The sequence below is a fragment of the Bradyrhizobium sp. 192 genome (assembly GCF_023100965.1).
In the GTDB taxonomy this organism is placed as follows: Bacteria; Pseudomonadota; Alphaproteobacteria; order Rhizobiales; family Xanthobacteraceae; genus Bradyrhizobium; species Bradyrhizobium symbiodeficiens.
The window spans coordinates 576579-603104 of the sequence record NZ_CP064690.1 but is presented as its reverse complement, the minus strand read 5'-3'; the positions used below and the strand labels follow the sequence as shown (position 1 = coordinate 603104).

Annotated in this window: 28 protein-coding genes and 1 tRNA gene; 13 read left to right on the top strand and 16 right to left on the bottom strand. The window is 64.0% G+C overall.

All coding sequences use genetic code 11. From position 1 onward, the window contains the following. Nucleotides 1-53 precede the first annotated feature (53 nt). Nucleotides 54-788 carry a CpaD family pilus assembly protein gene (locus tag IVB24_RS02830; protein ID WP_166467621.1) on the top strand — a complete coding sequence of 245 codons (735 nt, stop codon included), beginning with the start codon at nucleotides 54-56 and terminating at the stop codon, nucleotides 786-788. Next, entirely contained in the window at nucleotides 785-2074 is a 1290-nt protein-coding gene (locus tag IVB24_RS02825; protein ID WP_094976004.1) for an AAA family ATPase, read from the top strand. Before IVB24_RS02830 ends, IVB24_RS02825 begins: the two co-directional genes overlap by 4 nt. A gap of 21 nt (nucleotides 2075-2095) precedes the next feature. Here IVB24_RS02825 and IVB24_RS02820 read toward each other — a convergent pair whose 3' ends face one another. From IVB24_RS02820 to IVB24_RS02810, 3 genes are all read right to left on the bottom strand, one after another. Beyond that, the gene (locus tag IVB24_RS02820) at nucleotides 2096-2872 is read right to left on the bottom strand and encodes a tetratricopeptide repeat protein (RefSeq protein ID WP_247771992.1); all 777 of its coding nucleotides are present in this window, start codon (nucleotides 2870-2872) and stop codon (nucleotides 2096-2098) included. 79 nt (nucleotides 2873-2951) lie between these two features. After that, nucleotides 2952-3197 carry a PilZ domain-containing protein gene (locus IVB24_RS02815; RefSeq protein ID WP_091965316.1) on the bottom strand — a complete coding sequence of 82 codons (246 nt, stop codon included), beginning with the start codon at nucleotides 3195-3197 and terminating at the stop codon, nucleotides 2952-2954. 201 nt (nucleotides 3198-3398) lie between these two features. Further along, nucleotides 3399-3854 (bottom strand): DUF2335 domain-containing protein, encoded by a 456-nt coding sequence (locus tag IVB24_RS02810; protein ID WP_247771991.1) that lies wholly within the window; start codon nucleotides 3852-3854, stop codon nucleotides 3399-3401. Nucleotides 3855-5277: 1423 nt separating this feature from the next. Here IVB24_RS02810 and IVB24_RS02805 point away from each other — a divergent pair. The 6 genes from IVB24_RS02805 (at nucleotide 5278) to IVB24_RS02780 (ending at nucleotide 12095) form a co-directional block, all read left to right on the top strand. Beyond that, nucleotides 5278-5354: transfer RNA gene (locus IVB24_RS02805), tRNA-Ser, on the top strand. A 128-nt stretch (nucleotides 5355-5482) separates the two neighbouring features. Continuing rightward, on the top strand, nucleotides 5483-6382 hold the full coding sequence (locus IVB24_RS02800) for a DDE-type integrase/transposase/recombinase (protein WP_247774275.1): 900 nt from the start codon (nucleotides 5483-5485) through the stop codon (nucleotides 6380-6382). A gap of 65 nt (nucleotides 6383-6447) precedes the next feature. Then, nucleotides 6448-7986: a YifB family Mg chelatase-like AAA ATPase gene (locus IVB24_RS02795; RefSeq protein WP_247771990.1), complete on the top strand. Its 1539-nt coding sequence runs from the start codon at nucleotides 6448-6450 to the stop codon at nucleotides 7984-7986. Nucleotides 7987-8086: 100 nt separating this feature from the next. Continuing rightward, entirely contained in the window at nucleotides 8087-8560 is a 474-nt protein-coding gene (locus IVB24_RS02790; RefSeq protein WP_094976001.1) for a hypothetical protein, read from the top strand. A 145-nt stretch (nucleotides 8561-8705) separates the two neighbouring features. After that, nucleotides 8706-10931: a PAS domain-containing hybrid sensor histidine kinase/response regulator gene (locus IVB24_RS02785; protein ID WP_247771989.1), complete on the top strand. Its 2226-nt coding sequence runs from the start codon at nucleotides 8706-8708 to the stop codon at nucleotides 10929-10931. Between the two features lie 105 nt (nucleotides 10932-11036). Beyond that, nucleotides 11037-12095, top strand: coding sequence for an AI-2E family transporter (locus tag IVB24_RS02780; protein WP_247771988.1), 1059 nt, complete (start codon nucleotides 11037-11039; stop codon nucleotides 12093-12095). A gap of 4 nt (nucleotides 12096-12099) precedes the next feature. On the opposite strand, the gene IVB24_RS02775 is transcribed toward IVB24_RS02780, so the two are convergent. The 8 genes from IVB24_RS02775 to hisB all read right to left on the bottom strand — a co-directional run bounded on the left by IVB24_RS02775 (nucleotide 12100) and on the right by hisB (nucleotide 17206). Further along, on the bottom strand, nucleotides 12100-12339 hold the full coding sequence (locus IVB24_RS02775) for a hypothetical protein (RefSeq protein ID WP_094975997.1): 240 nt from the start codon (nucleotides 12337-12339) through the stop codon (nucleotides 12100-12102). A 103-nt stretch (nucleotides 12340-12442) separates the two neighbouring features. Then, complete coding sequence (gene coaA, locus IVB24_RS02770; protein WP_094975996.1) at nucleotides 12443-13399, bottom strand: type I pantothenate kinase; 957 nt, start codon at nucleotides 13397-13399, stop codon at nucleotides 12443-12445. A 27-nt stretch (nucleotides 13400-13426) separates the two neighbouring features. Next, the gene (locus IVB24_RS02765) at nucleotides 13427-13747 is read right to left on the bottom strand and encodes a phosphoribosyl-ATP diphosphatase (protein ID WP_094975995.1); all 321 of its coding nucleotides are present in this window, start codon (nucleotides 13745-13747) and stop codon (nucleotides 13427-13429) included. Between the two features lie 102 nt (nucleotides 13748-13849). Then, the gene (gene hisF, locus IVB24_RS02760; protein WP_094894083.1) at nucleotides 13850-14626 is read right to left on the bottom strand and encodes an imidazole glycerol phosphate synthase subunit HisF; all 777 of its coding nucleotides are present in this window, start codon (nucleotides 14624-14626) and stop codon (nucleotides 13850-13852) included. A gap of 3 nt (nucleotides 14627-14629) precedes the next feature. Beyond that, on the bottom strand, nucleotides 14630-15373 hold the full coding sequence (hisA, locus tag IVB24_RS02755) for a 1-(5-phosphoribosyl)-5-[(5-phosphoribosylamino)methylideneamino]imidazole-4-carboxamide isomerase (RefSeq protein ID WP_247771987.1): 744 nt from the start codon (nucleotides 15371-15373) through the stop codon (nucleotides 14630-14632). Next, nucleotides 15370-16020 (bottom strand): imidazole glycerol phosphate synthase subunit HisH, encoded by a 651-nt coding sequence (gene hisH, locus IVB24_RS02750; protein ID WP_140481779.1) that lies wholly within the window; start codon nucleotides 16018-16020, stop codon nucleotides 15370-15372. Before hisH ends, hisA begins: the two co-directional genes overlap by 4 nt. After that, nucleotides 16017-16547 carry a DUF2628 domain-containing protein gene (locus IVB24_RS02745; protein WP_094975993.1) on the bottom strand — a complete coding sequence of 177 codons (531 nt, stop codon included), beginning with the start codon at nucleotides 16545-16547 and terminating at the stop codon, nucleotides 16017-16019. Before IVB24_RS02745 ends, hisH begins: the two co-directional genes overlap by 4 nt. 65 nt (nucleotides 16548-16612) lie before the next feature. Then, nucleotides 16613-17206, bottom strand: coding sequence for an imidazoleglycerol-phosphate dehydratase HisB (hisB, locus tag IVB24_RS02740; protein ID WP_247771986.1), 594 nt, complete (start codon nucleotides 17204-17206; stop codon nucleotides 16613-16615). A gap of 190 nt (nucleotides 17207-17396) precedes the next feature. On the opposite strand from hisB, the gene hslV reads away from it, so the two are divergent. From hslV to IVB24_RS02720, 4 genes are all read left to right on the top strand, one after another. Beyond that, nucleotides 17397-17957: an ATP-dependent protease subunit HslV gene (hslV, locus tag IVB24_RS02735; RefSeq protein WP_094975991.1), complete on the top strand. Its 561-nt coding sequence runs from the start codon at nucleotides 17397-17399 to the stop codon at nucleotides 17955-17957. Nucleotides 17958-18149: 192 nt separating this feature from the next. Further along, nucleotides 18150-18764: a DUF2585 domain-containing protein gene (locus IVB24_RS02730; RefSeq protein ID WP_247771985.1), complete on the top strand. Its 615-nt coding sequence runs from the start codon at nucleotides 18150-18152 to the stop codon at nucleotides 18762-18764. A gap of 49 nt (nucleotides 18765-18813) precedes the next feature. Continuing rightward, entirely contained in the window at nucleotides 18814-20118 is a 1305-nt protein-coding gene (hslU, locus tag IVB24_RS02725) for an ATP-dependent protease ATPase subunit HslU (protein WP_094975988.1), read from the top strand. A gap of 28 nt (nucleotides 20119-20146) precedes the next feature. Then, nucleotides 20147-21271, top strand: a complete 1125-nt coding sequence (locus IVB24_RS02720) for a hypothetical protein (protein ID WP_247771984.1) — start codon at nucleotides 20147-20149, stop codon at nucleotides 21269-21271. Nucleotides 21272-21433: 162 nt separating this feature from the next. Here the strand turns inward: IVB24_RS02720 and IVB24_RS02715 are convergent, their stop codons facing one another. The 3 genes from IVB24_RS02715 to IVB24_RS02705 are packed head-to-tail and all read right to left on the bottom strand — an operon-like array spanning nucleotide 21434 to nucleotide 24259. Continuing rightward, complete coding sequence (locus IVB24_RS02715; protein ID WP_247771983.1) at nucleotides 21434-22027, bottom strand: Smr/MutS family protein; 594 nt, start codon at nucleotides 22025-22027, stop codon at nucleotides 21434-21436. Continuing rightward, nucleotides 22024-23574, bottom strand: a complete 1551-nt coding sequence (locus tag IVB24_RS02710) for an MltA domain-containing protein (protein ID WP_247771982.1) — start codon at nucleotides 23572-23574, stop codon at nucleotides 22024-22026. Before IVB24_RS02710 ends, IVB24_RS02715 begins: the two co-directional genes overlap by 4 nt. Then, nucleotides 23552-24259 carry a Tim44/TimA family putative adaptor protein gene (locus IVB24_RS02705; RefSeq protein WP_140481784.1) on the bottom strand — a complete coding sequence of 236 codons (708 nt, stop codon included), beginning with the start codon at nucleotides 24257-24259 and terminating at the stop codon, nucleotides 23552-23554. The genes IVB24_RS02710 and IVB24_RS02705 overlap by 23 nt, the downstream gene beginning before the upstream one ends. Nucleotides 24260-24670: 411 nt before the next feature. On the opposite strand from IVB24_RS02705, the gene secB reads away from it, so the two are divergent. Next, complete coding sequence (gene secB / locus IVB24_RS02700; protein ID WP_094975984.1) at nucleotides 24671-25153, top strand: protein-export chaperone SecB; 483 nt, start codon at nucleotides 24671-24673, stop codon at nucleotides 25151-25153. A gap of 7 nt (nucleotides 25154-25160) precedes the next feature. Here secB and dnaQ read toward each other — a convergent pair whose 3' ends face one another. Next, a complete protein-coding gene (gene dnaQ / locus IVB24_RS02695) occupies nucleotides 25161-25874 on the bottom strand; it encodes a DNA polymerase III subunit epsilon (protein WP_247771981.1) in 714 nt (237 codons plus the stop codon). A gap of 41 nt (nucleotides 25875-25915) precedes the next feature. Beyond that, nucleotides 25916-26515 (bottom strand): dephospho-CoA kinase, encoded by a 600-nt coding sequence (gene coaE, locus IVB24_RS02690; protein WP_140483671.1) that lies wholly within the window; start codon nucleotides 26513-26515, stop codon nucleotides 25916-25918. Nucleotides 26516-26526 lie beyond the last annotated feature (11 nt).

The following is a 26526-nucleotide window of genomic DNA, read 5'->3' as shown; positions in this document are numbered from 1 at the left end:
GGCGAACGGACGGCTGGGGAACGGGCAGGATTCGGGCAAGAGGGGATGAGGCGATGACGACAACATCAGCCGATCGACGTCGCAAGCTGCAGATCGCGCTGGCACTGACGGGGCTCTCCGTCATGCTGGGCGCCTGCAACACCACCGGCGAGATCGTCACCCAGACGGTGCCGACCGACTATCGCCAGCGCCACCCGATCGCGGTGCAGGAAGGCAAGAAGTCGATCGTGATCTTCGTCGGCAAGGCGAGGGGTGGCCTGTCGCCCCCGCAGCATTCGGACGTCGCGGGCATCGCCCGGGACTGGGTGCGCGAGGGCACCGGCTCCGTCGTCGTCGACGTTCCCGTCGACAGCGCGAATTCGCGCGCGGCGGCCGCGACCTATCAGGAAATCCGTTCCGTGCTCGCATCCGGCGGCGTGCCGTCGCGTGCCATCGTCCAGCATCCCTATCGTCCCGAAGATCCCGGGCTGCTGCCCACCATCCGCCTGAGCTATTCGAAGATGGCCGCGGTGGCCGGCCCCTGCGGGCTGTGGCCGGAAGACCTCGGCCCCTCGATCCTCGATCCCGGCTACAACGAAAACCGCCCCTACTTCAATCTCGGCTGCGCCAGCCAGCGCAATCTCGCCGCGATGATCGACAATCCGGCCGACCTCGAGCAGCCGCGATCCGAGACGCCGGCCTATACCGCGCGGCGCGACATCGCCTTTGACCGCTATCGCAAGGGCACTGCGATCTCGACTCCCAATTCTGAATCCGACAAGGCCAAGCTCAGCGACACAGGCAAATGACCGTTATCCACGACGAAGAAGCGGACGATCCGCAGCACCCCGAGGAACACATTGCGCCGGTTCCCCGCATCTCGGTGCAGGCCTTTTGCGAAACCGAGAAGACGCTCGCCGCGGTGACTGCGGCGGGGCAGGACCGCCGGCTGGCCAAGGCGCACCTCACCGCCAAGGACGGCGGCCTTGCCGCGGCGATCGAAGTCTATGAAACGATGCCCACGCCGAACGTGATCGTGATCGAATCCGACGGCACCCGCGACATCCTCGAGGGACTCGACGACCTCGCCGGCGTCTGCGACCCCGGCACCCGCGTGGTCGTGATCGGCAATCCCAACGACACCGCGCCCTATCGCGAGCTGGTGCGCCGCGGCGTCAACGATTATGTGGTGGGACCGGTCGAAACCCTCGACGTCGTCCGCTCGATCTGCAGCCTGTTCTCGGCCTCCGAGGCCATCATCACCGGCCGCGTTATCGCGGTGGTCGGCGCCAAGGGCGGCGTCGGCGCTTCCACCGTCGCGCACAATCTGGCCTGGACCATCGCGCGTGACCTCGCGCTCGATTCCGTCGTGATCGACCTCGACCTCGCCTTCGGCACCGCGGGCCTCGACTACAACCAGGACCCGGTGCAGGGCATCGCCAATGCGGTGCTGTCGCAGGACCGGCCGGACACCGCGCTGATGGAGCGCCTGCTCTCCAAATGCACCGAGCGCCTCAGCCTGCTCGCAGCGCCCGCCACGCTCGACCGCGTCTATGATTTCGGCGCCGAAGCTTTCGACGCCGTGTTCGACACGCTGCGCATGACCACGCCCTGCATCGTGCTCGACGTCCCCCACCAATGGTCCGGCTGGACCCGGCGCGCGCTGGTGAACGCCGACGACATCCTCATCGTGGCCGAGCCGGATCTTGCCAATTTGCGCAACACCAAGAACATGCTGAGCGTGCTGAAGGCGGCGCGACCGAACGACCGGCCGCCGCTGTACTGCATCAACCAGGTCGGCATGCACAAGCGCGCGGAGATCGACGTCAAATCGTTCGCCAAGACCATGGAAAGCCAGCCGATCGCGGTGATCCCGTTCGATTCGAAACTGTTCTCGACCGCGGCCAATAACGGCCAGATGATCGCGGAGGTCTCCAAGAGCCACCGCACCACCGAGCTGTTCCAGAACATGGCGAACCGCCTCGCCGGCCGCGGCGAGGTCAAGAAGCCGAAGCGCTCGCTGCTCGGGCCGCTGCTGAAGAAGCTGAAGGGCAGGTCAAGCCGCAACTCCGCGCCGCATCGCAAGGCGTCATAAGGGTACACAGAAAGGGGCGGATTATTTGTCCGCCCGCTGCTGCTGCTTCTTCGCCAGCAACTGCCGCAGCGCCGCGACCTTGGCGGCGGCCTGCTCCGGCGGCAAATCGGCCTTCACGAGGATTTCGGCCTCGGCCTCGCGGCCCTGCAATCCCAGCACCAGCGCGAGATTGGCGCGGATCCGCGCATCGTTCTGATTGCGCTGATAAGCGCGGCCGAGCACCTGCTCGGCCTTCGGCAGATTGTTTTGCAGCATATAGGACAGGCCGAGATTGGACAGCACGGTCGGCTCGTCCGGCACGATCTTCAACGCCGCGGCATAATATTGCTGCGCCTCCTCGTTACGGCCGAGCTGATCGAGCGCCGCACCCTGCGCCGACAGGATGCGCCAGTCCGGATCCTCGGGCGTATGCGCGCGGCTGAGGACGTCGAAGGCCTGCTGGAAGCTGCCGCTGTCGGCGAGCGCGCGGCCGTAGCCGGCGAGCAGCGCCTTGTTGCTGGGATGGGCGAGCACCGCCTGCTCCATGACCGCAACCGCCTGCGCGCGCTGGCCGCTCTCGCGCAACGCCTTGCCGTAGGCGAGCGCAACATTGGGATCACTGGGCTTGGCGCGATAGCGCTCGCGCAACGCGTCCAATTCGGGCCTGGCGTCGGCCTTGGCAGCCGTTTCCGATCTGACACCAAGCGCGCCTGTCACATCCTCGATGCCGGCGGTCTGGCAGCCGCCGAGCGCTAGGGCGAGAAAGGCGGGAAACAGCAATCTCGCCGGGGGAGAGGCGAGGGGCGAACGCTTGGACATACTCTGATCACTCGGCAACAGATCAGAGATGCTTACCGATTAACGCTAAAGTCCCGTTAAGGAAGCGGCCTGCGAGAGCTCAGTCGGTGAACTCGGCACCGAATTCGCAGCCGATGCGCCAGCGCAGGCGGCACTGGCGGGAATAGTCGGGGGCGAAGATGATGGTGAATTGCGGCGGCACTTCCAGGAATTCCGCTACCACTTTCACGCCGCCATCCGAAATATCGGTGATCGTGCAGTCCCGCGGCAGCGAGCCCGCGCCAAAATGGATCTTGGCGAGCCGGCTGCACATCCGACGTTCGCTTCTCCGGCGATTTGCAAGCATTTGAACTGTTCACCCGTTAGCCACGGCCCATCCCGCAAGCGTAGGAGTAGCTGACAATTGTTGGGATGTGCTGAGTGGAGCCGGTTGCATTCGAGGCGTAGTGTCGGCGTGGCGTTTACGATGGGTTAGGGGATTGGTCGCCGCGGAGGATACGTTCCCGTATTGTTCTTGCGAAGCGCGGGTCGTGCCTCAGTTTGAAATTTAACGCTTCTTCTTCGGGCCGCGCTTGTTTGACTGAGGGGGTTTAGTCTGCTGCTGGGTTTGAGCTGGAACCTGATGATCAGCCTTACTAAACAAACGTTTCCCCTTGAGGAAACTGCCGACCGCGCCGAAAGCAGCGACGCTGGTCAGCGCAATCGCGACGGTCGGCTCATGAAGCGATACGCAGTAGACAGCGGCAGCAACGAGAACCACGCTCAAGAGCCACCCGAAGCCCAAAGAGACGAGGTTTATGACCCCGTCCCATCGTAGGTGCCTTCGTTCCCAGTCTTGCCGATGGCCCTGCTCTTTTTCAGCCATCTTGAGGATGCGGTCAGCAGAACCAGGAAGAATTTTTTCGTACCCTCCAAATGACTCTGGCGATGGAATAGGTCCGCGATGCTGCACTGAGGTGGTTTGGACCACCGCCTGCCGCACGTTTGTGATTAGCTCACCCATCTTCTCGTGGCGGAGAAGGGGCTGAAGCCGTTTCGTTAGTTCTGCTTGGAGTTCCTGACGGGAAACTTCAACGAGGTCCCGACCATTGGACGGGTTAGCGTCGTCACTTTTCGTCTCTATGCCCCGCCCAGAATCGGTCTGCGGATTTTGAGATGTCCCGTCCGACACGGTACCAATCTTCTGCTAAATTGCCCCGAACGCTGACCGTATGGTCAGGCTCATAATACATGGAAAGCCAGGAAGAAAATGGGCGCATGCCACTGAGTAGCCCGGCTACAAAGCCGTTCTCTTCACATCGCGCACACCGAATCTTATGTTTGTGGCTCATGGACTCTAAATGGAGTGAAAGTCAATCCGTTCAACCGATAACAGCAAGAAGTTATTACCATATTTGTTCCACCCAGACAAATGAAGGTTTTGCCATGCCCAAGGGGCCAAAAGGCGAGAAGCGCCACGCCGACACCGTACAAAACGCAATGCTGATCGGCAGGATTGCCACTGGCGAGGTCGAGGACATGCCCAGCAAGGCCCCGAACCGGGCAAAAGGGGGCAGGGCCGGGGGCAAGGCAAGAGCCCAATCGCTTGATCCATCTGAGCGCGCCCACATTGCGCGAAAGGCCGCGAGCGCAAGAGCCAAGAAAGACGGGTAGCAAACTAGCCTCCCCTCACTTTTTTAGTGTGAATCTGGATCTCTGAGCCAGAATCTCTTGAAGCGACTCAGAACCTCTGATACTGGGACTTTAGTAACAGAGGATTAACCATGTCCAACTCTGACATGCTGAGGGCCGCAGAAGCAGAAGTTGAGCGCCTTGAGCGCGAATTGGAGGCAACCCCCGCCTACCAAAAGCTTCAGCTCGCGAGGAAGGTGGTGGAGCTATATCGGGCCACGCCAGATGCAGCGTATATCGGAGAGCACGCAGCTAATTTCGGAAGGCCGAAACCTAGCGGCCCTGTTGTTATGCGAACTATCCCGGCTGGAGGTCCTCAGCCAGCTCGTCGGCTGTTCCTAACAACCAAGACACAGCGCATTGAACGGGCCGCCGTAAAATATCTTCAAAGCAAAGCTGCAAGGGCGCCCGCTAGCGAATTGCTAACGGCAATGGTTGCGGCGGGAATCGACATCACTGGAGCGGAGCCAGTGAAGGCTCTCTCAGCATATTTGTCGAACTCGAATGCCCTCAACAACGTGCGCGAATATGGAGGTTATGGCCTTGCCGAATGGGGCAATAGCCGAGGTCCAGACCTCCTAACGGAATCCGGGGCCTAACGGCCCCGGATAACTCAGTCCGATCTAACCAAGTGTGGCACCCGTTGAAGGCGGGTCGAAAGGTAGGTGGTACATGACAACATGAAGCTATCGGTACCGGGGCAATGATCGCGTTGCGAGCGTGATCGTTGCCTTGCGGCCGACTTGAGGTCCTTCCCCGGCGTAGCTCAGCTGGACAGAGCACCCGTTTGCTAAACGGGAGGTCACGGGTCCGAACCCCGTCGCCGGGGCCACCTCAATATAGCACATATTATTGATTCAGCAACATTTTCTGCGCGGGGCCAACTGCGCGGACGCAATTACCGTTTTCAAACTGAACTTTTATCTTTACAAACATCCAGAACGCATTACTTTCAACTGCATGAACAAACTTGACACTCAGAAGCGTGCCCAAATCCTCCAGATGCTCTGCGAGGGTTCCTCCATGCGCTCCATTTCGCGGGTGGCGGACGTTTCGTTGAACACTGTCACTAAGCTTCTGGTTGATGCTGGCAGCGCCTGCGCAGCCTTCCATGACGCAACGGTGCGAAACGTGAAGTCTCAGCGAATTCAGTGCGATGAAATCTGGAGTTTTGCCTACGCTAAGGCCAAGAATGTCCATAGCGCCAAGGCTGCTCCGATTGGCTCTGGCGATGTATGGACGTGGACGGCCATCGATGCCGACTCCAAGCTGATCCTGACCTGGCTGGTTGGGGACCGCGACGCGGGCGCGGCCAGCGCGTTCATTGCCGATCTCAAGCCGCGTCTTGCCAACCGCGTCCAGCTCACCACGGACGGCCACAAGTCCTACCTCAATGCGATTAGCGAGGAGTTCGGGCCGGACGGCATCGACTACGGTATGCTTGTGAAGATTTACGGCAGCGACCCGCAGCCTCAGAGGCGTTACAGCCCGGCTAAGCTTGTTGGCATCGAAAAGGATTTGATCCTTGGTTCGCCCGATATGGCGCACGTCTCCACGTCCTATGTGGAGCGCCAGAACCTCACCATGCGTATGTCAATGCGCCGCTTTACCCGCCTGACTAACGCCTTCTCGAAAAAGGTGGAGAACCACTATCACGCACTCTCGCTCTACTTCGTGTGGTATAATTTCATGAAGGCGCACAAATCACTTAAGGGCGCTACGCCTGCGATGGCGGCCGGTCTCGTCTCCGACCCCATGACTATGATCGACGTAGTAAACTTGATCGATTTGCGCGAAGGCCCGGCAAAGAAGCGCGGCCCCTACAAGAAGCGGGATCAGACCGCAGAAATTTCAAACTGAGGCACGACCGAAGCGCGCACGGCTCTGCTACCCCTAATTGTGAAAAGGGGCAGGCTGGTTTGAGCATGGTTCAGCGGGTTTCCACCGTCGCCTTTGAGGGGATCGAGGCCCGTGCGGTCGACGTGCAGGTGCAGGTCGCGCCCGGTTTGCCGGCGTTCGCGATCGTCGGCCTGCCGGACAAGGCGGTGTCGGAGGCGCGCGAGCGGGTGCGCTCGGCGCTGATTGCCTCGGGGCTGGCGCTGCCGGCGCGGCGGATCATCGTCAATCTGGCGCCGGCCGACCTCCCGAAGGAAGGCAGCCATTACGACCTGCCGATCGCGCTCGGGCTGATGGCGGCGATCGGCGCGATCCCGCCGGATGCACTCACCGGCTTCACCGTGCTCGGCGAGCTCGGCCTCGACGGCTCGATCGCGCCCGTGGCCGGGGTTCTTCCCGCCGCGTTCGGCGCCAATATGCGCGAGGAAGGGCTGATCTGTCCGGCCTCGTGCGGTTCCGAGGCGGCGTGGGCGAGCCCGGACATCCAGATCATCGCAGCAAGCTCGCTGATCCAGATCGCCAACCACTTCAAGGGCACGCAGGTGCTGTCGCGGCCGTCACCGAAGGTGCACGAGCCCGCCGCCTCCACGCTCGATTTGCGCGACATCAAGGGTCAGGAAAGCGCCAAACGGGCGCTGGAGATCGCGGCCGCCGGCGGCCATCATCTGCTCATGATCGGCGCGCCCGGTGCCGGCAAGTCGATGCTGGCAGCGCGCTTGCCCTCGATCCTGCCGCCGCTGTCGCCGGGCGAACTGCTGGAGGTCTCGATGATCGCCTCCGTGGCCGGCGAGATCAAGGACGGCGCGCTGACCGCGCGGCGGCCATTCCGCTCGCCGCATCATTCCGCGAGCATGGCCGCGCTCACCGGCGGCGGCATGCGCGCAAAACCCGGCGAGATCTCGCTGGCGCATCAGGGCGTGCTGTTCCTCGACGAATTGCCGGAGTTCGATCCGCGCGTGCTGGATTCGCTGCGGCAGCCTCTGGAGAACGGCGAGGTCGCGGTGTCGCGCGCCAATCATCGCGTGACTTACCCTGCGCGCTTCATGTTGGTCGCCGCGATGAATCCGTGCCGCTGCGGCAACGCCTTCGAGCCCGGCTATGCCTGCAAGCGCGGCCGTGTCGACCGCTGCACCGGCGACTACCAGGCGCGCATCTCCGGCCCGCTGATGGACCGCATCGATCTGCGCATCGAAGTTCCCGCTGTGACCGCCGCCGATCTGATCCTACCGCCACCGGCGGAAGGCTCCGCCGAAGTCGCCGCCCGTGTGGCGGCCGCGCGCGACATCCAGCTCGCGCGTTATGCCGATGCCGGCCTGCCCAAGGTTCGCACCAATGCCGAAGCCCCGGCCTCCGTGCTGGAAGAGATCGCAAAGCCGGACGCGCAAGGCCAGAAGCTGCTGCGCGAGGCCGCCGAAACCATGCGGCTGTCGGCGCGCGGCTATCACCGCGTGCTGCGGGTGGCGCGCACGCTCGCCGACCTCGATCGCGCCGACAAGATCGGCCGGTTGCATCTGGCCGAAGCGCTGTCCTACCGCGCACTCGCGGAGGATGTGCGGCAGCTGGCTTGATCATTCCACGCCATCAACCCGGCGGTAACGAGTTTCCTTTACGCTCTGCAAACCATAAGGCCCACTGAGTTCCCGTACCGGGCCCGGCGAGTAGAGCGTCATGTTGCGTTTCAAGATCCTGGCCTCGGTTGTTCCCTTGTTGGCGGCTGCGGTGTTCGCGCGCTCGGAGATCGGATCGGTCTCGCATCCCTGCATCGCCCTCGGCGAAACCTCGATCGAGCTCACCTCGCTGTTCTGGACCGCCGGCGTCCATGTCGCCTTCACCGAAGATCCCGCCCGGGCCACGGTGCGGGTTCAGATCACCGACGATGCCGACGCCGCGGACTTTGTCGTGGTCGACGACGGTCTCGGGTCCGAGCCGGAGTCCTGCCAGGCCAATCCCTCGACGCGCCTGGTCTCGATTGCCGCTCAGCCCGTCGATGGCGGCCAGGTGATCTATCTCTCCACTGAGGGTCCGGCGGATTACCGCATCTATGTGCGCTCGAAGTCGTTTTCGCAGCGCGAGGCCGCGGCGCTGATCGTCGGCGCCCATGGCGGCCATCGCCCGCTCCCGCTTCAGGCCGCTTCGCTCTGACGCGCGCCGGGATCTTGAGGCGTTAACACCTCGTCAACCCTGTTTGGAGGCGACGCCAAAGCCTCAAGCTGTTCGCAAGGTCGGCGCGACATCGTCGCAGCCGGCGGGTGGCAGGATTCCACAAAAAGAGTCGGGGTCGGTGGCGATGGGTCGGACGTTCCGGATCAAGGTGCGCATGCGCCGCTTCAGGCGACAGCATCCCCGTATCGCCTTCGCGATCCGCTCCTTCATGATTTTCTCGGCGACCTTCGGCGGCGCCTACGGTTTCGTGTCCGGCAGCCGGTCCGAGAACTCCGGTTACGATCCCTACACCTTTGCGATCGGCGCGAGCTTCCTGTTCGCGCTCGCTTGCCTCGGACTTGCGACGCTGAGCATGCGCCTGCGCTTCGTGAACAAGCGGCTGCGTACGCTTGCCGCCCACAACGAGGCGCTGATCGATCGCAATTGGGAGCTGAAGGAAGCGGAAGAACGCGCCCGCAGCCTGTTCGAGCAGCAGGGCGACCTCATCGTGCTGCGCGCTACCGATGGCCGCATCACCTTTGCCAACGAAGCCTATTGCGCGCTGGCAGCACAGCCGCGTAGCGCGCTGGTCGGCACGCGTTTCGATTTCGACCTGCTGGAGCAGGGCGACAGCGCCCGCGAGAGCAGCGGCACACGCATCCACGACCAGAAGATCGCAACCCCGCTCGGCGCGCGCTGGATCGCCTGGCGCGAAGGCTATGTCCGCCTCGATGCCGGACAGCCCGCCGAATTGCAGAGCGTGGGACGCGACGTGACCGACCGCACCGAGACCGAACGCGCCTTGTCCGACGCGCGCGACCAGGCCGACGCTGCCAACCGCGCCAAATCGCGCTTCCTCGCGATGGCCTCGCACGAAATCCGCACCCCCCTGAACGGCATCATCGGCATGGGCGGCCTCCTGCTCGACACCACGCTGACCCAGGAGCAGGCGACCTATGCCAAGGCGGTGAAAACCTCGGGCGAAGCCTTGATGGCGCTGATCGAGGAACTGCTCGATTATTCCAAGATCGAGGCCGGCAAGCTCGACCTCGAACAACGTCCCTTCGCGCTCTCGACCCTGATCGAGGAGATCACCGAGCTGCTCGCGCCGCGCGCGCAGGCCAAGTCGCTCGAGATCGCCGCCTATGTCGACGAACGCCTGCCGCTCGAGGTGGTCGGCGATGCCGCGCGGCTGCGCCAGGTGCTGCTCAATCTCGCCGGCAACGCCATCAAGTTCACAAGCAACGGCGGCGTCGCGCTGATCGTCGAGCCCGGCATCTGGCCGAACGAGATCAGCTTCCTGGTCCGCGACACCGGCATCGGCATTGCGCCGGAGGCGCAGCAGCGCATCTTCCGCGAATTCGAGCAGGCCGACGAACGCATCGCCCGCACCTATGGCGGCACCGGGCTTGGCCTTTCCATCAGCGAGCGCATCGTCAAGCGCATGGGCGGCCGGATCACGCTCGTGAGCGAGCCGGGCAAAGGTTCGACCTTCGAGATCGCGGTGCCGCTTCCGCCGTCGCAAGCCAGCGCGGGGCAGACGGCCTTTCCAAGCCCCGACCTCGCCGGCAAGTCGATGCTTCTCGTCGCCGACGGCATCGAGGCCTCGCTGATCGCGCGACGCCTCGAGCGCTGGGGTGGCCAGACCTGCATGGTTGCGGATGTGGCGGTCGCCGAAGCGCTGCTGCCGGAACGCTCATGGCACGCGGTGCTGATCGATCGTGCGGTCGGCCCCGCCGCGGCCGACCAGCTGGGCGAAACGGCCCGCGCGCATGCGCTGCAGCGTCTCGTGCTGCTGACGTCGGGCTCGCGCCATGAAAAGCTGTCGCCGGCCTTCACCGGCTTTCTGGTGAAGCCATTGCGGGCGGCCTCGCTCGCCGCGCGCCTCGCGCTGACGCCGGAGGTCGCCTCACCAGATCTCGCGCCGGAACCGCCGGCTGACGCCGCCGGCGCGGCCGCTTCGAAAGGCCTGTCGATCCTCGTCGCCGAGGACAATGAGATCAATGCGCTGTTGATGCGCTCGCTGCTGACGAAGCTCGGCCATCGCGTCGTCATCGCGGTGCACGGCGAGGCCGCGCTGGAGTCCTGGCTCGCCGCATCATCGGCCGGCACGCCCTATGATCTCGTGCTGATGGACATCCAGATGCCACAGCTCGACGGCATCGAGGCGACCAAGCGCATCCGCGCGCATGAGGCCGCGACCGGCGGCCACCACACGCCGATCCTCGCACTCACCGCCAATACTCTGGTAGAGGATCGCTATGCCTGCTTCGAGGCGGGCATGAATGGATTCCTGATCAAGCCGCTCGATCGCGACAAGCTGGACGAAGCACTGGCAGGGCTTGCGGCGTCACGGCGGCTGGCCGTCTGATCCGGAATTTCGCGGGAACCGGCCCGAGAGGAGCATGACTTTTCGCCCCGCCACGGTCCTGTGCTACCAACGTCCCTTCAGTCGCGACCGAAGGGCCAACGGCAGGTGAAAACATCGGAAGACCGCTCATTCCTGGTCTGGCTTGGCGTCATCTCCATCGCGTTCGGCTGGGTGCTTTGGCCATTTTCCGGCGCATTGCTGTGGGCCACGCTGCTGGCGATCATTTTCGCGCCATTCTATCGACGGTGCCTGGAAACATTGCCGGGATGGCATAATCTCGCCGCACTATTCACCGTGATCGTCGTGGTCGTCATGGTCCTGATCCCCATCGGGGTCGTGATCGCTTCGCTCGTCGACCAAGGTGGCGAGGTGGTTCAGCGCGTTCAGACCGGCGAGATCGATCTGACTCATCCGCTACAGCAACTGAAAGCCGCGCTGCCGGACTGGGCCGTGTCGATGTCGGATCGCCTGGCCGGCATCGATCTGACATCCCTGAAAGAACGCCTGTCGAGCCTGGTGGTCCCGGCCGGCCAGCAGCTGGCGGGGCACGCGCTCAACATAGGTCAGTTCACGGCTGAGTTTGTCGCGAGCGTGCTCGTGATGCTCTACGTGCTGTTCTTCCTGCTGCGCGACGGGGATGAGCTGAACCTGCGCATCCGCGGCGCGCTGCCGCTGCGCGCGAGCCACACCGCCGAGATCATGGATGCGTTCACCCTCGCGGTGCGCGGGACGATCAAGGGAATCATCCTGGTTGCCCTGATTCAAGGCGCGCTTGGCGGAGTGATCTTCTGGCTGCTCGGCCTGACTGCGCCGCTGCTGGCGGGCGCCATCATGGCGCTACTTTCACTTCTGCCCGTGCTCGGCTCCGCCCTGGTCTGGGCTCCGGTCGGACTCTATCTGCTTGTGGCCGGCCCCGTCACGAAGGGGATCATCCTGCTCGCTTTCGGCACTTTCGTGATTGGCCTCGCGGACAACTTTCTCCGCCCCATCCTGGTGGGACAGTCGATCCGGATGCCGAGCTACATTGTGTTGCTCGCCACCCTGGGCGGTCTCGCGGCTTTCGGGGCGAACGGCTTCGTCATCGGCCCACTCGTCGCCGCCATGTTCCTGACGGCCTGGCAGGTCTTCGTCCGCTCGAAAGAGCAACGGGAAGTCCGCAAATGACCTGCTACGCGGCGTAGGCTATGAAGCGCGGCGCGGAGAGCTTCTCGGGCGGCCCCTGAGTGTCCTCGAATATCGTGTCGGTCTTTGCCGCGCGCTTGCAATGCGGGCAGACGAACAGATGCGCGATCACCGGAACCGGCTCGTCCGCGAGCAGCTCCGAACGGTACCACCGCATCTCGACATGGCAATCCGGGCAGGTCGGTGCTTCGAGTTGTTCCGCAGCGCTTCTGAGACGATCAACCATCGAACCCTCGCGTTTTCGAAGGTCATAACTCAATACCTTTTGCCGGTCTGCAATAAAAGACACTCCTGCGCGAATGCGCTGGGGCCCCTGTCCGCCGCCGCGTTTACAGCCGCCTGAGCGCCACGCTCTCCACCGTGTGGTCGGCGCCCTTCTTCAGGATCAGCGTCGCGCGGGGGCGGGTCGGCAAAATGTTGTCCTCGAGGTTGGCGAGGTTGGTGCGCTCCCAGATTGCGATCGCCGTGGCGGTGGCTTCCTCGTCCGACAGCAGCGCGTAGCGATTGAAATAGGATTTCGGGTTGGTGAACGCGGTGTCCCGCAGCGCCAGGAAGCGCTTGATGTACCATTGCCGCAGCGCCGCTTCGTCGGCGTCGATATAGACCGAGAAGTCGAAGAAGTCGGAGACGACGGGCACCGCCTTGCCGTCGCGCGGCAGCTTGCCGGTCTGCAGAACGTTCACGCCCTCCACGATCAGAATGTCGGGCTGATCGATCTCGGCCCACTGGCTCGGCACGATGTCGTAGGTCAGATGTGAATAGACCGGGGCGCGCACGTGGCGGCGGCCGGATTTGATGTCGGAAAGGAAGCTGAGCAGCAGCGGCAGGTCGTAACTCTCCGGAAAGCCCTTCTTCTGCATGATGCCCTGCCGCTCGAGCACCGCGTTGGGATAGAGAAATCCGTCGGTCGTGATCAGCTCGACCTTCGGCCGGGGCGACCAGCGCGCCAGCAGCGCTTGAAGCACACGAGCCGTGGTGGATTTCCCAACCGCGACCGAGCCGGCGACGCCGATGATGTAGGGCACCTTGCGGTCGCGGATGTCAAGGAACTGGCGCTCGGCGTAATACAGGCGCTGCATCGCGTCGACATAGATCGAGAGCAGGCGCGACAACGGAAGATAGATGTCCTCGACTTCCTTGAGATCGAGGCGATCGTGCAGCGAGCGCAACCGGTCGAACTCGCCCGGCTCCAACGTCATCGGCGTATCGTCGCGCAGACGCGCCCACTCCTGGCGCGTATAGATGCGGTACGGATTATATTGCTGCTCGGGTGCGCGGATATCCATGACGCGACCTTCTCCGTTGGAGCTATGTCAGCCCTTACGCGACGCTTTCTCTTCCAACCCCGACATATTCGTACGCTTGTCGAGCGCGGCTTCCACCTCTTCCAGCTTTACGCCGCGGGACTTGAGCAGCACAAGGAAGTGATAGAGCAGATCGGCACCTTCAGCGATCAGATGCGCGCGATCGTTTTCGACTGCTGCGATTACGGTTTCGACTGCTTCCTCACCGAACTTCTTGGCGCAATGCTCGGCGCCCTTGTCGAGAAGCTTGCGGGTATAGGACGCTTCGCCGCCGGCCGCTGCGCGGACGTCGATGGTCTCGGCCAGATCGTGGATCGTGAAACGCGGCATCGGAATTACTCGGAAACACGCTTGTCAGAACACTTGGCAACACACTTGGCCATGGAGACCATTCCCCGCTACTTCATGTAGCACTTTTATGAACGGGAGTCGTCAGGCATCGAGGCGCATGGCCAGTCCGCGCCGGGCCATGTGCTCCTTGGCTTCACGAATGGTGAATTCCCCGAAATGGAAGATCGAGGCGGCCAGCACGGCCGTAGCGTGGCCGTCGCGGATACCGTCGACGAGGTGGTCGAGATTGCCGACGCCGCCCGATGCGATCACGGGCACGGCAACGCTGTCGGCGATCGCACGGGTCAGCGGGATGTCGAATCCCTGCCTCGTTCCGTCGCGATCCATCGAGGTCAGCAGGATTTCACCGGCGCCGAGCGAGACCACTTCCTGGGCATATTCGATGGCGTCGATGCCGGTTGAGTTGCGACCGCCATGGGTGAAGATCTCCCAGCGCTCACCGCCACCGGCGCGCTTGACCCGCTTGGCGTCGATCGCGACCACCACGCACTGCTCGCCGAATTTCTCGGCAGCCTCCTTGACGAACTCGCGACGAGACACCGCCGCGCTGTTGATCGAGACCTTGTCCGCGCCGGCGCGCAGCAACGTCTTGATGTCGTTGACCTCGCGCACGCCGCCACCGACGGTCACGGGCATGAAGCAGGCCTCCGCCGTGCGCCGGACCACGTCCAGCATGATGCCGCGGTTCTCATGGGTCGCGGTGATGTCGAGGAAGGTGAGCTCGTCGGCGCCGGCGGCGTCATAGGCGATCGCCGCTTCGACGGGATCGCCGGCATCGCGCAGGTCGACGAAGTTGACGCCCTTGACGACGCGGCCGTCCTTGACGTCGAGGCAGGGGATCACGCGCACCTTGAACATGTGTCAGCTCCCGGGCGCACGCGCGTTGCGGATCAAGGTGAGGGCGGCGGCGGGATCGAGCCGGCCGTCATAGAGCGCGCGGCCGGCAATCGCGCCGGCAAGCTTTTCGGCGCGCGGCGTCAGCATCGCCTTGACGTCCTCGATCGAGGCGAGGCCGCCGGAGGCAATGACGGGAATAGAGATGGCGTCGGCTAGCGCAATGGTCGCGTCGAGGTTCAGGCCCTTGAGCAGGCCATCGCGCGCGATGTCGGTGAAGATGATGGCGGCAACGCCGGCATCCTCGAAACGCTGCGCGATCTCCAGCACCGTCACCTGCGAGGTCTCGGCCCAGCCTTCGACCGCGACCTTGCCGTCGCGCGCATCCAGCCCGACCGCGACGCGGCCCGGGAATTTCTTCGCGGCAGCCTTCACCAGCTCCGGATCGCGGACCGCGGCGGTGCCGATGATGACGCGGGTGATGCCCTTGTCGAGCCAGGCTTCGACGGTCTCGAGATCGCGAATGCCGCCGCCGAGCTGCACCGGAATCTTGATCGTCTTCAGCATCGCCTCGACGGCCTCGGCATTCACCGGCTTGCCGGCGAACGCACCGTCGAGATCGACGACGTGGAGATACTCGAAACCCTGCTCGACGAAGCTCTGCGCCTGGGCGGCCGGATTGAGGTTGAACACGGTCGCGCGCGCCATGTCGCCTTGCTCGAGGCGCACGCACTGGCCGTTCTTGAGATCGATCGCGGGAAAGAGAATCACGGTTTCCATCGCAAAAAGTTCGAGATCAGGGCCAATCCGAAACGCTGGCTTTTCTCGGGGTGAAACTGCGTGCCGATGGCGGTGTCCTTGCCGACGATCGCGGTGACGGGCCCGCCATAGTCGGCGCGCGCGAGCACGTCCGCCTCATTGGCAGCATTGAGGTGATAGGAGTGCACGAAATAAGCGTGCTGGCCTTTCGGGCCGAGCGGCAGCTTGTTCAGCACCGGATGCTCCTGCAACAGGTCGAGCGTGTTCCAGCCCATGTGCGGGATCTTCAGGCTCTCGTCGCGCGGCGCGATCTTCTCGACATCGCCGCCGATCCAGTTCAGACCTTCGGTGATGACATGCTCCTTGCCGCGGCTCGCCATCAGTTGCATGCCGACACAGATACCGAAGAACGGCCGCGCCTTGACCCGCACCGCTTCCGTGATTGCTTCGACCATGCCGTTGACTTCATCCAGCCCGCGCCGGCAATCGGCGAAGGCGCCGACGCCCGGCAGCACCAGTCGGTCGGCCTCGTAGGCCTGATCTGGGTCGCTGGTCACGAAAACCTTTTGCGGATTTTCGAGGCTGCGCGCGGCGCGCTCGAACGCCTTGGCGGCGGAATGCAGATTCCCGGAACCGTAATCGATGATGGCGACGCTCATCTTGACCCTCCCGGTTCTGGAAACAACCCGATGATGCCACCGGCCGGAATCGGCGGCGGGTTCGAGAATTGCTGACCCGGCACGCTGCGGGTCGGTGGCGGGCCACCGCGGTCGACGGCCCATTGATCGTTGACGATGCCGCGCTGCTTCTGGCTCCAGCGCTCGAAGAAGCGGCGCTCGGCGGTGTCCTCGTCATCGGCGACCACCACGTCGAGCTGCCGCCATTTGCCGCGCGAAAGCGTCCAGCGGCGCAGACTCGAGGCCTCGAAGCCCGTCAGGAGCGCGACGATGACATCGGCGAAGAAGATCGAAGCGCGCCCGACACCGAGGCTGGACAGCCCCGCGTTGAACGCGGCGACGAAGACCAGATAGCCGATCAGCGCCAGCCACAGCCTGTTCCACAGCAGCCAGAGCGGACCGAAGATCATCGCCCAGAAATGGAATCCGTCGCGCACGAACACGAACTTGTCGGTCGCGCGCAGATCGGCTCCGGCGGGGGAGGGAGCATGAATTGTATAGACAGGCATGGTGATGCCCCGTTTCCAGGAATTCAGTGATACCGCAAGCGGCGCGTGCCGCCGGCCGAAAGACGTCAGCCGCCGAGCGAGCCCTTGGTCGACGGGATCTCTCCCACCGCTTTCGGATCGATCGCGACCGCGGTGCGCAGCGCCCGAGCCAGCCCCTTGAAGCAGGACTCGGCGATATGGTGGCTGTTATCGCCATATAGGGTCTCGACGTGGAGAGTCACGCCGGCATTCATGGCGAAGGCCTGGAACCACTCGCGCACCAGCTCGGTGTCGAACTCACCGATCTTGTCGCGGGGGAAGTCGGCCTTGAACACCAGGAACGGGCGGCCCGAGATGTCGATGACCACGCGCGACAACGTCTCGTCCATCGGCATGTGCACGCCGGCATAGCGGGTGATGCCCGCCATGTTGCCGAGCGCCTGCCTGACCGCCTGGCCGAGCGCGATGCCGGTGTCTTCGGTGGTATGGTGATAATCAATGTGCAAATCGCCGACCGCCTTGACCGTGAGGTCGATGCGGGAATGGCGGGCGAGGAGATCGAGCATATGGTCGAAAAAGCCGATGCCGGTCGCGATATCAGCCGCGCCGGTGCCATCGAGGTTCACGGTGACCTCGATCTCGGTTTCCTTGGTCTTGCGCTTGATCTTCGCGGTGCGCATTGAAACTAGCTCTCATCCTGGCTCGGGGCCGAAAACGCCGGTCTTTTAACAGCCAAATGACGCCTTCGCTACCGCGGGATCGCCTTGGCAGGCCGGCACTTCCACCTATGGTGAGCGAAATTCGGCCCGGAACGGCCCGTTGTGCGCCTGCGCCGGACCGCCTAAATCAGGCGGATAGCGAGGATCATTCATGCAGGCTTCCCAAAACAGCTCGCCGGGCTGGCACGGCACCACGATCTTGACGGTCCGCAAGGGCGGCAAGGTGGTGGTCGGCGGCGACGGCCAGGTCTCGATCGGTCAGACGGTCATCAAGTCCAACGCCAAAAAGGTCCGGAAACTCGGCAAGGGCGACGTGATCGGCGGTTTTGCCGGCGCGACCGCTGACGCCTTCACCCTGTTTGAGCGGCTGGAAGCCAAGCTCGAGCAATATCCGGGGCAGCTGACCCGGGCTGCGGTCGAGCTCGCCAAGGACTGGCGCACGGACCGCTATCTGCGCCGGCTGGAGGCCATGATGATCGTGGCCGACAAGGACGTCTCCCTGGTGCTGACAGGCACCGGCGACGTGCTGGAGCCCGAGGCGGGCGTCATGGCGATCGGCTCCGGCGGCAATTACGCGCTGGCGGCGGCACGGGCGCTGCTCGACACCGACAAGGACGCCGAGGCCATCGTCCGCCGCTCCCTCGACATCGCCGCGGATATTTGCGTCTACACCAACCGGAATTTGACCGTCGAAGCGCTGGCGACCGGCTAGAGCTGTGATCGAACGGCGGCGCTCAGGATTCGGTGTAACCTCTCCCGCTCGCGGGAGAGGTCGGCGCGTAGTGCCGGGTGAGGGCTCTCGCCTCTTGGGGGCTGTCCCAATGTGGAGGCACCCTCTCCCCAACCCTCTCCCGCAAGCGGGAGAGGGAGCGCACCGCCGCTTGGACTGCGAGACGGCCCCCTCATGACCCTCGCGCCTCAGAGCATCAAGACGACGATCCCCCCAGCCACCTGGATCGGCATCGCGCTGTTGCTGCTGGCGCTGCAGGCCGCCATCCTGTTCGGCATGGGACGGGTGCCGATCTGCACCTGCGGCTATGTCAAGCTGTGGCACGGCGTGGTGAACAGCTCGGAGAATTCCCAGCACATCGCCGACTGGTACACTTTCTCGCACGTCCTGCACGGCTTCCTGTTCTATGGCCTTACCTGGCTTCTGTTCGTGCGGATGCCGTTCCTGTCCTTGTCGTGGCCGGCGCGACTGATCATCGCCATGCTGATCGAAGGCGCCTGGGAGATCGTCGAGAACTCGCCCTTCATCATCGAGCGCTACCGCGCCGGTACGATCTCGCTGGATTATTTCGGCGACAGCATCGTCAATTCGGCGTCGGACAATCTGGCCATGATGCTGGGGTTCCTCGCCGCACGCGTGCTGCCTGTCAGCGTGACCGTCCTGTTCGGACTCGCCTTCGAGATCATGCTGGCGCTGCACATTCGCGACAATCTGACACTCAACATCCTGATGCTGATCCATCCGATCGAGGCCGTAAAGCAATGGCAATCCGGCCCGCCCATCATCTGACGCAAAATCCGGCTTGTCCTACCCCGCATCTGACCCTAGCTAAGGTCCCATGACAGACTTCTCTCCCCGTGAAATCGTTTCCGAACTCGACCGTTTCATCGTCGGCCAGGCTGATGCCAAGCGCGCCGTCTCGATCGCGCTGCGCAACCGCTGGCGGCGGCAGCAGCTCACCGGCTCGTTGCGCGAAGAGGTGCTGCCCAAGAACATTTTGATGATCGGCCCGACCGGCGTCGGCAAGACAGAAATTGCGCGGCGGCTCGCCAAGCTCGCAAATGCGCCGTTCCTGAAGGTCGAGGCGACCAAATTCACCGAGGTCGGTTATGTCGGCCGCGACGTCGAGCAGATCGTGCGCGATCTCGTCGAGGTCGCGATCGCCCAGGTTCGCGAGAAGAAGCGCAAGGACGTGCACGCCCGCGCGCAGCTCGCCGCCGAGGAACGTGTGCTCGATGCGCTGGTGGGGGCCAACGCCTCTTCCGCGACGCGCGAATCCTTCCGCAAGAAGCTGCGGGCCGGCGAGCTCAACGACAAGGAAATCGAGGTCGAGACACAATCGTCCGGCAGCGGCATGCCGATGTTCGAGATCCCCGGCATGCCGGGCGCGCAGATGGGCGCGATCTCGATCGGCGATATCTTCGGCAAGCTCGGCGGCCGCAGCAAGACAAGGCGGCTGACGGTTGAGAACTCGCACGAGATTCTCGTCAACGAGGAATCCGACAAGCTGCTGGACACGGATCAGCTGACGCAGGAGGCGATCAACGCGGTCGAGAACAACGGCATCGTGTTCCTCGACGAGATCGACAAGATTTGCGCGCGCGAAGGCCGTGCCGGCGGCGACGTCTCGCGCGAGGGCGTGCAGCGCGATCTGTTGCCGCTCATCGAAGGCACCACGGTCTCGACCAAGCACGGCGCGGTCAAGACCGACCACATCCTGTTCATCGCGTCCGGCGCCTTCCACGTCGCCAAACCGTCGGACCTGCTGCCGGAATTGCAGGGCCGCCTGCCGATCCGCGTCGAATTGCAGGCGCTGACCCGCGACGACATGCGCCGCATCCTGACCGAGCCCGAGGCCTCGCTGATCAAGCAATATGTCGCCTTGATGCAGACCGAGGGCGTGACGCTCGACGTCACCGACGGCGCCATCGACGCGCTCGCCGACGTCGCGGTCGCCGTCAATTCCACCGTCGAGAACATCGGCGCGCGGCGGCTGCAGACCGTGATGGAGCGGGTGCTGGACGAGATCTCGTTCACCGCCCCCGACCGCAGCGGCGAGACCGTCAGGGTCGATGCGGATTTCGTGCAGAAGCACGTCGGCGACCTCGCCAAGAACGCCGATCTGAGCCGGTTCATTTTGTAATTTGGAACGGTCACGCTATTGATGCGGCGTGACCGTACGCATCCTGCAAAATCCCTGGCGGCTCCTGCTCGCGATCAACGCGGCGGTCATCGTCGGCGTGTTCGTCCACAAGATCCAGCTGCCGCCTTACGTCCCCTATATCCATCTCCTGGTCGACTACCATTTCGGCTTCATCAAGCGCGCACTGATCGGGGCCATCGTCGCGGTGTTCACGGACAAGGTGCCGGTCTGGTCGGTGTTCGCGATCGGCGGGGTGACGTGGCTGGTGACGCTGGCCCTCTACGCAAGGCTGTTTCAGAAGAGCTTTGGCTTCACCGCGAAGACGCTGCCGCTGTTCGTCTTCATCGCGGGCTCGCCGTTCTTCCTGAAGAACTTCATGCACACGCTCGGCCATTTCGACATCTATGGCTGTGCGCTGGCGCTCGTCCTGCTGCTGATGCCGGCTGGCTCATTGCTGTTCGTGGCAACGGCAGCACTGTTCTCGATCGTGCTCGTCCTGATCCACCACATTCATCTGCTGATGTATGTGCCGACGATCGTCACCATCGTGGTGATCAGGCACTACCTTGCCTACGGGCTCAATCGCAGCAACGTCGCCTTCGGCATCGTCGCCCTCGCCATCGTCGCGGTGCTGTTCTTTGCGGCGCAATTTTTGGGAACGATGCCGATCCCTGAAGCCGACTTCGTTGCGTACCTGAAAACGCGGATGGCCGATCCGTCCCGCACGGATCTCTTGCAATTCGCCTACATCTGGTACCAACCGCTGGCCAAGGAGGTCTCGGACACCTGGGGCCGCCTGCCGCACAACATCCTCGGCGTGCCCGTGTTCGCGCTGCTGATCTGGCTGCACACGCCGCTGTGGCGCTTCTTCGCAAACCTGATCGGCGCGCTCGCAAGCGAGACGCACCGCCGCCTCGTGCTCGCGGCGCTGATCGGGGTCAGCCTCGCTTATCTCGTGATGTTCGCGATGGTGTTCGACTATTCGCGCTGGATCTCGAACTGGGCGGTCTGCATGTTCCTGATCCTGCACGCCGTGAAGATGCTGCCGGCTGCGCGGGAGGCGCCGCTGATTCCGGCGGAGGATCGGAAGACCAACGTCTTCGGCCTGATCCTCACGCTGATCCCGCGCGTCGGAATCATTCGGCCGTTCTAGACGGTGTGCTCCCTCTCCCGCTTGCGGGAGAGGGTCGGGGAGAGCGCTTTCTCCGCAGCGGGAAGCCCCAAGAGGAGCGAACCCTCACCCGCCGCGCGTTCCGCGCGTCGACCTCTCCCGCAAGCGGGAGAGGCAAAGGGAGCCCGGTCCTCGGCTGATTTCCTACCCCCTCGCCCGCCTGATCCGCACATACAGCGCGCCCTCGCCGCCATGGCCGATATGGGCCGTCTCGAAGCCGACGACGAAGCTGCGGAATTCCGGCAGGCTCAGCCATTCCGGCACCTGACGGCGCAGCACGCCGCTTTCGCCGCCGCTGCGGCCCTTGCCGGTGATGACGAGCACGAAGGTCAGGCCGTCGTGATGGGCGCGGTGCAGGAAGCCAGTCAGGGCGCGATGCGCGCGGGTCTGGGTCATGCCGTGGAGATCGAGCCGCGCCTCGATCTCGCTGCGGCCGCGCGACAGTTTCGTCCGCTCGCGCTTGCCGAGCGGCGCCAGGGGCGGGACGGCCGGTTTTGCGGCGCGCGGCGGCGCCGGTGCAGCGGCAACCTGCCGTGGCGATGACGCAGGCCGCGTGACCGGTGTTGCGGGCGAAGGCTCGGCGCGCGGAGCGGCATGCGCCTTCGCCGCGCGGTGCTTCCTCAGCGGCTTCACCTGTTTGGCAACGCCCTCCCACAGCGCGCGCTCCTCCTCGCTCAGCGCGCGGCGGCGCGGCGAGGGGCGAGGCTCCAGCACGGGCGGACGGGACGATCGCTTCATTGCTGCCGATGGGGACGCTTCTTCGCTGGCCGCTGCGATTCGCGATCGGCCTCGATCACCGGACGCGGCGCCGGCAGCGGGACTGGACCCGCGATGGCGACCGTGTCGCTCCTGGTTTCCGCGGGGCCGGACGCGGCGGCCGGCTTCGCCGTTTCCTTCCCGGGATCGGTTTGCGGAAACAGCTTTGCGATCTTCTCCGAGGGGCGCGGATCAGGCACCGGCAGCCGCGCAGCTCGCGCCGAGGGATCGAGGCCCTTCGGCACCAGCATCACGAAATGCATGGGATGGCGCAGCCGACCGGAGACGCGGCCGGCATCCGCGCCGGCGCCGAAATAGAGATCGGCGCGCGCGGGACCGATGATGGCCGAGCCGGTGTCCTGCGCGATCATCAGCCGATGGAACGGTGTTTTCGAGCGCTCGGACTCGATCGGCAGCTCGCCCTCGATGAAGAACGGCGTGCCGTAGACATGCAGCGCCTTGTCGACCGCGATCGAGCGTCCCGCCGTCAGCGGAATACCTTGCGCGCCCACCGCCTCCTCCTTGTCGGAGAGATTGACCTCGCGAAAGAAGATGTAGGAGCGGTTCTGGCGACGCAGATCCTTGGCACCGTCGGGATTTTGCGCCATCCACTCCCTGATCTTCTGCATCGACATCTCTTCCTTCGGAATGATGCCGCGCTCGATCAGGACGCGCCCGACGGCGGTATAGGGATAGCCGTTATAGGCGTCGTAATTCAGCCGGACCGTGCCGCCGTCGTCGAACTTGATCCGTGCCGAGCCCTGGATCTGCGCGAACAACAGGTCAGTCGGATCCTTCAACCAAGCGATCTCGAGCCCGCGGCCGGCGATCTTGCCGTCCTCGATCTCGCCGCGGTCGTAATAGGGTACCAGCTTGCGGCGGCCGATCTTGCGATAGACCGGACCCTTGTTGGGCAGGCTGACCGAATCCTGCTTGTAGCCGCGCACGAACAGATTCGAGGGGCGGCGATAGACCGGCACGTTGAAGACGTCGGTCTGCGTACGCGATCCCTCCAGCACCGGCTCGTAATAGCCGGTGACGAAGCCGTCGGGCTCGCCCAGGCGCGAAATTCGCAGCGGCGCGAAATTCTCCTCGAAGAAGGTCTTTGCTTTGGCGTCGTCGCCGAGCTCGAGCGATTTCGCCACCCGGCAAGGTTCGCTCAACGAACCTCCAATTGCTTTTGATTCGGCCTTCGGTTCAGTCGCTCCGGTTTGTGCATTTATCGGCTTGCAGCTGGCGCGAAACGTCTTGTACGCCGCGAGGTGATTGTCATCGCTCCAGCCCTTCACGTCCGCCCAGGCCAGCGGCAGATATTGCGCGCCCGGAATTTCGAACGGCAGCGGGAGCTGCGGATAGGGCAAGGCCCGCGGCGGAGCGGCAGGCAATTGCGGCGGATGATGGTGATGGCTGCGATAGTGGCGCCGCGCCGCTTCGGCGCCGAGCGAAAACGAGGACAGCGCGACGACGCCTGCGCAAAGCGCGGTCGCGCCGGTCTTCAGAAAGACCTTAATTCGCGCTTCCGGTGCCAACCAGCTTCCAGTTCGGATCGCGGGAGGTGATGTCGCGGGCGAAAGTCCAGATATCGGTGATGTCGGCAACCGTGTCGGCGCTGCCGTCGACGATGTTGCCGGCCTTGTCTCGGGTGGCCGAGATCATCTGCGAGACGAAGCGGATCGTGAGCTGGGCGGTGCGGTCGCGCAGTTCGGCGCCGACGAGCTCGGCCTTGTCGATCGAGACGAAGCGGGTCTCGGTCTTCTGCTCTTTCGTCTCGCGTTCCTTAATTGCGGCCTCGAAGCTCTCATAGACGTCTGGCGACAGCAGGTCGCGCAGCGCGCGGCGGTCGCCATTGGCAAAGGCCAGCACGATCATCTCGTAGGCACCCTTGGCGCCCGAGATGAAATGACGCGGGTCGAACGTGGAATCCTTCTCGACGATGGCATCCAGGCCCTGCGCCAGCGCGGTGCCCGGCTCGGTCAGACCCTTCCAGCGGTCGGACGGCGGGGTCGGCTCGGCCGTCGGCGCCAGCGGGGCCTGGTCGATCACCTTGCCCGGCATGGTCACGACGTTGTTGTCCTGGGCACCCCCGAGCGCATTGCGAGCGGCGGTCCGATCGAACGGCGGCCGCTCGTTGCCGGTCCGCTGCCCGAGCACGCTGCGCAGCCGCAGAAAGATGAAGACCGCCAGCGCCAGGAAGATGATGGTGTAGATGTCCACGTCGGATTCGCTTTCTGGTCTTTGCTCTGGGTCCACGCTTTGGGGTCGTCGCCGGGAAAATCAATCCGGCCAGTAGACCGTTCCATACGGGAACGGCAAGTCTACATCACCATTTTAGGGCCGCGTCAGGTCCGTGGGATGTAGGCACGAAATCTTGCCGGGCCAATGGCGCCTTTTGGCACAGCACCGAGTGTAGCGCGTTTTATGCTTAAGGGGAAACCCGATCCTGTCCGGAAATCGCGCATCTTCAATCATTTAAGGCGCAGTTTAGCGGAAAAGGCCGGATCAACGCGGCAGTTGCGGCGCGGCCGCAATCCCGCCTCCGGGACCGTTCGTCCTTGTGGAATGAGGCGGCCCTATGTTAGCCAACCGCCGCGAAATTCAGCCCAAATCGGGTAAGGAGAGACTCTCATGACCAACGGTAACGGCACCCCTCCCGAGGCGGCCCAGGCTCCCCAGCTCAACGTGCTGGCGCAATATACCAAGGACTTTTCGTTCGAGAATCCGAACGCGCCCAGCTCGCTCCAGCAGCAGAGCCAGCCCCCCCAGATCAACATCCAGATCAATGTCAGCGCCAACAACCTCAGCGAACAGGAGTTCGAGGTGACGTTGTCGGTCGAGGGCAAGGCCGAGACCGCGGGCAAGATCATGTTCTCGTTCGAGCTCGCCTATGCCGGCGTGTTCCGCATCGCCAACGTGCCGAAGGAAAATCTGCATCCGCTGGTCATGATCGAGTGCCCGCGTCTGCTGTTCCCGTTCGCCCGCGAGATCATCGCGACGGCGGTGCGCGACGGCGGGTTCCCGCCCCTGATGCTGGACCCGGTCGACTTCGTCGGTCTCTATCGTCAGAACATGGAGCGGCAAATGGCCGCCCCGACGAGCGGCCAAGCATAGGCCAAGCCTAACCAGCCGGAGGAGCTGGAGCGGGCAAAAACTCGTTCCAGATCGCCTTGTCGCCGAGCGTCGCGATGAAGGCCCGGTGGGCCTCGCGCTCGGCATCGGAAACCCGTGGCGCGAGCGGCACCAGCCGTTGCCGCCGCGGCGCATCGCCAGCCGCATTGACGCGAATCTCCTGAGCCTCCGACGCCAGAAGCAGCTGCGACTGCCGCGCCCCGACCAGATCGACATAGACCTCGGCCAGCAACTCGGCGTCCAGCAGCGCGCCGTGCTTGGTGCGGCGTGAGTTGTCGATCGCATAGCGCGAGCAGAGATCGTCGAGCCGGTTGGACACGCCGGGATGCTTGCGGCGCGCCAGCAGCAGCGTATCGACCAACCGTTCGCGCGGAATCGCCGCGCGCTTGATCTTGTCGAGCTCGGCATTGATGAAGCCGATGTCGAACGAGGCGTTGTGGATCACCAGCGGCGCATCGCCGATGAACTCCAGGAACGCATCGGCGACCTCGTGGAACAGCGGCTTGGTCGACAGAAATTCGGCCGACAGCCCATGTACCGCAAAGGCTTCCGCCGGCATGTCCCGTTCAGGATTGATATAGACGTGGTAGGTCTGTCCCGTCGGCATGCGATTGAGCATCTCGACGCAGCCGATTTCGACCAGACGATCGCCGCGAATCGGATCGAGGCCAGTGGTTTCGGTATCGAGAACGATTTCGCGCATGCCTTGAGATCGGTGTTTTGAGAGCCGTCTGAGGCGGCGAATCAGGCTCGCCGCTGCGGCATCTTAACCACCTCGGCCAGGATGTGGGCGATTTGCGCGCGCACCGGTTCAAGTCCGTGTGACGTATCCACCACGAAATCGGCCCGCTTGCGCTTCTCGGCATCGGGCGTCTGCTTGGCGATGATCGCATCGAGCTTGGCTTCGTCCATCGTGCCGCGCGCCAGCACCCGCTCACGCTGGAGTTCCGGCGAGGTCGAGACCACGACCACGGCGTCCACGCGCTTCTCGCCACCGGTCTCGAACAGCAGCGGAATATCGAGCACCACGACCGGCGCCTTGGCGGCTTCCGCCTCGGCGAAGAACTTTTGCCGGGACGCGCCGAGCATCGGATGGACGATCTGCTCGAGCTGCTTGATGGCAGCGGGATCATGCACGACGCGCGCCGACAGTTTTGGCCGGTCCACCTTGCCGTACACGGTGGTGCCGGGAAAGGCGGCCTCGATCGCGGGCGCCGCTTCACCCTCATAGAGCTGATGCACGGCGGCATCGGCATCGTAGACGGGCACACCAGCCTCTGCGAATAGTTTCGCGGTGGTGGATTTTCCCATCCCGATCGAGCCGGTCAGTCCCAGGATTCGCATCAGCGCCCAGC

What these genes read in the sequence shown, in the direction of transcription:
- IVB24_RS02790 (WP_094976001.1), top strand. Translation starts at nt 8,087, where the DNA reads ATGTTGCGTTTCAAGATCCTGGCCTCGGTTGTTCCCTTGTTGGCGGCT.
- IVB24_RS02810 (WP_247771991.1), bottom strand. Translation starts at nt 3,854, where the DNA reads ATGGGTGAGCTAATCACAAACGTGCGGCAGGCGGTGGTCCAAACCACC.
- hisB (WP_247771986.1), bottom strand. Translation starts at nt 17,206, where the DNA reads ATGCGCACCGCGAAGATCAAGCGCAAGACCAAGGAAACCGAGATCGAG.
- hslV (WP_094975991.1), top strand. Translation starts at nt 17,397, where the DNA reads ATGCAGGCTTCCCAAAACAGCTCGCCGGGCTGGCACGGCACCACGATC.
- IVB24_RS02830 (WP_166467621.1), top strand. Translation starts at nt 54, where the DNA reads ATGACGACAACATCAGCCGATCGACGTCGCAAGCTGCAGATCGCGCTG.
- secB (WP_094975984.1), top strand. Translation starts at nt 24,671, where the DNA reads ATGACCAACGGTAACGGCACCCCTCCCGAGGCGGCCCAGGCTCCCCAG.
- IVB24_RS02775 (WP_094975997.1), bottom strand. Translation starts at nt 12,339, where the DNA reads ATGGTTGATCGTCTCAGAAGCGCTGCGGAACAACTCGAAGCACCGACC.
- hisF (WP_094894083.1), bottom strand. Translation starts at nt 14,626, where the DNA reads ATGTTCAAGGTGCGCGTGATCCCCTGCCTCGACGTCAAGGACGGCCGC.
- IVB24_RS02820 (WP_247771992.1), bottom strand. Translation starts at nt 2,872, where the DNA reads ATGTCCAAGCGTTCGCCCCTCGCCTCTCCCCCGGCGAGATTGCTGTTT.
- hisH (WP_140481779.1), bottom strand. Translation starts at nt 16,020, where the DNA reads ATGAGCGTCGCCATCATCGATTACGGTTCCGGGAATCTGCATTCCGCC.
- IVB24_RS02825 (WP_094976004.1), top strand. Translation starts at nt 785, where the DNA reads ATGACCGTTATCCACGACGAAGAAGCGGACGATCCGCAGCACCCCGAG.
- IVB24_RS02815 (WP_091965316.1), bottom strand. Translation starts at nt 3,197, where the DNA reads ATGCTTGCAAATCGCCGGAGAAGCGAACGTCGGATGTGCAGCCGGCTC.
- hslU (WP_094975988.1), top strand. Translation starts at nt 18,814, where the DNA reads ATGACAGACTTCTCTCCCCGTGAAATCGTTTCCGAACTCGACCGTTTC.
- IVB24_RS02785 (WP_247771989.1), top strand. Translation starts at nt 8,706, where the DNA reads ATGGGTCGGACGTTCCGGATCAAGGTGCGCATGCGCCGCTTCAGGCGA.
- IVB24_RS02745 (WP_094975993.1), bottom strand. Translation starts at nt 16,547, where the DNA reads ATGCCTGTCTATACAATTCATGCTCCCTCCCCCGCCGGAGCCGATCTG.
- coaA (WP_094975996.1), bottom strand. Translation starts at nt 13,399, where the DNA reads ATGGATATCCGCGCACCCGAGCAGCAATATAATCCGTACCGCATCTAT.
- IVB24_RS02715 (WP_247771983.1), bottom strand. Translation starts at nt 22,027, where the DNA reads ATGAAGCGATCGTCCCGTCCGCCCGTGCTGGAGCCTCGCCCCTCGCCG.
- IVB24_RS02800 (WP_247774275.1), top strand. Translation starts at nt 5,483, where the DNA reads ATGAACAAACTTGACACTCAGAAGCGTGCCCAAATCCTCCAGATGCTC.
- coaE (WP_140483671.1), bottom strand. Translation starts at nt 26,515, where the DNA reads ATGCGAATCCTGGGACTGACCGGCTCGATCGGGATGGGAAAATCCACC.
- IVB24_RS02765 (WP_094975995.1), bottom strand. Translation starts at nt 13,747, where the DNA reads ATGCCGCGTTTCACGATCCACGATCTGGCCGAGACCATCGACGTCCGC.
- IVB24_RS02795 (WP_247771990.1), top strand. Translation starts at nt 6,448, where the DNA reads ATGGTTCAGCGGGTTTCCACCGTCGCCTTTGAGGGGATCGAGGCCCGT.
- IVB24_RS02730 (WP_247771985.1), top strand. Translation starts at nt 18,150, where the DNA reads ATGACCCTCGCGCCTCAGAGCATCAAGACGACGATCCCCCCAGCCACC.
- dnaQ (WP_247771981.1), bottom strand. Translation starts at nt 25,874, where the DNA reads ATGCGCGAAATCGTTCTCGATACCGAAACCACTGGCCTCGATCCGATT.